This is a genomic window from Streptomyces sp. NPDC005483 (genome assembly GCF_040606035.1).
In the GTDB taxonomy this organism is placed as follows: Bacteria; Actinomycetota; Actinomycetes; order Streptomycetales; family Streptomycetaceae; genus Streptomyces.
Window position 1 is genome coordinate 1 of record NZ_JBEXEA010000120.1, and the last position, 1,452, is coordinate 1,452.

Annotated in this window: 1 protein-coding gene; it reads left to right on the plus strand. The window is 67.2% G+C overall.

The genetic code is table 11. The features are described from left to right. Positions 1-242 precede the first annotated feature (242 nt). On the plus strand, positions 243-1,433 hold the full coding sequence (locus ABZT06_RS50535; RefSeq protein WP_355756701.1) for an IS110 family transposase: 1,191 nt from the start codon (positions 243-245) through the stop codon (positions 1,431-1,433). Positions 1,434-1,452 lie beyond the last annotated feature (19 nt).

Sequence of the window (1,452 nt, forward strand, 5' to 3'; positions counted from 1 at the left end):
CGCTGAAAAGGCTCCCTACGCTGTGCTGCGGGACGCGGTGAGCCCTTCGTATGGTTCACCCACCCAGGGGTGCCGGGTGTGGTTCAAAAGGCTCTGCCGTTTGTGGCTTCCACTGATTGGCCGCCCGGTGCCCCACGACGACTCGGCTGCCAATTAGGAATTGCGAATGATCGCTGAGTAGGGAATCGACAGCGAGGTCGTCCGTCGGGAGGCACCAGCAGCACACCGCACGGAGGCACCACATGGCCATGATCTGGGCCGGCATCGACGCAGGCAAGACCCACCACCACTGCGTCGCAATCGATGAGAGTGGCCGTCGGCTGCTGTCACGACGCGTCGCCAACGACGAACCCGAACTCCTCGAACTCCTCGCCGACGTCCTGGCCCTGGGCGACGAGGTGACCTGGGGCATCGACCTGGCCGACGGCGGAGCCGCCCTGGCCATCACGATCCTGTTCAACCACGCCCAGCCGGTGCATTATCTCTCCGGCCGGGCCATCCACCGTGCTTCCGAGAGCTACCGCGGCGAGGGCAAGACCGACGCCAGGGACGCCGCCGTCATCGCCGACCAGGTCCGCATCCGCCGCGACCTGCACGCCTTACGCACCGACGACGAGACGGTCACCGACCTCAGAATCCTCGTCGGCCGTCGCACCGATTTGGTCGCCGACCGCACCCGCACCGTCAACCGGCTCCGCGCCCAACTCACCGACGTCTTCCCCGGCCTGGAGCGGGCTCTGGACTTGACCAACACCGGCCCGCTCATGCTGCTGACCGGCTACCAGACCCCGGCCTCCCTCCGCCGGACAGGCAAGAAGAGGCTCGAAACCTGGCTGCGCAACCGCAGGGTCCTGCGCGCTGACCGGCTCGCCGAGACCGCTCTGGAGGCCGCCGGCCGCCAGCACACCAGCCTGCCCGGCGAGAAACTGACCGCCCAGCTCGTGCACACCCTGGCGGCGGAGGTGATGGCCCTCAACCAGCAGGTCGCCGAGCTCGACAAGGCGATCGAGACCCGGTTTCGCGAACATCGGGACTTCGAAGTGATCACCAGCATGCCCGGCCTGGGCGTGATACTCGGTGCCGAGTTCCTGGCCGCGACCGGCGGCGACATGAGCCACTTCGGCACTCCTGACCGCCTCGCCGGCTTCGGCGGTGTTGCTCCCGTGCCTCGCGACTCGGGCAAAATCAGCGGCAACCTCCGCCGCCCACGACGCTACAACCGCCGACTCCAACGAGTCTTCTACATCTCCGCGTTGTTCAGCATCCGTCACTGCGAGGACTCCCGCCGCTTCTACGACCGCAAACGCTCCGAGGGCAAGCGCCACATCCAGGCCGTCCTGGCCCTGGCCCGCCGTCGCGTCAACGTCCTCTGGGCACTCCTACGCGACGGACGGACCTACGAGGCCGTGCCTCCCAACACTCACGCGGCTTGACAGACAGCATTAGGAATCA

What these genes read in the sequence shown, in the direction of transcription:
- ABZT06_RS50535 (WP_355756701.1), top strand. Translation starts at nt 243, where the DNA reads ATGGCCATGATCTGGGCCGGCATCGACGCAGGCAAGACCCACCACCAC.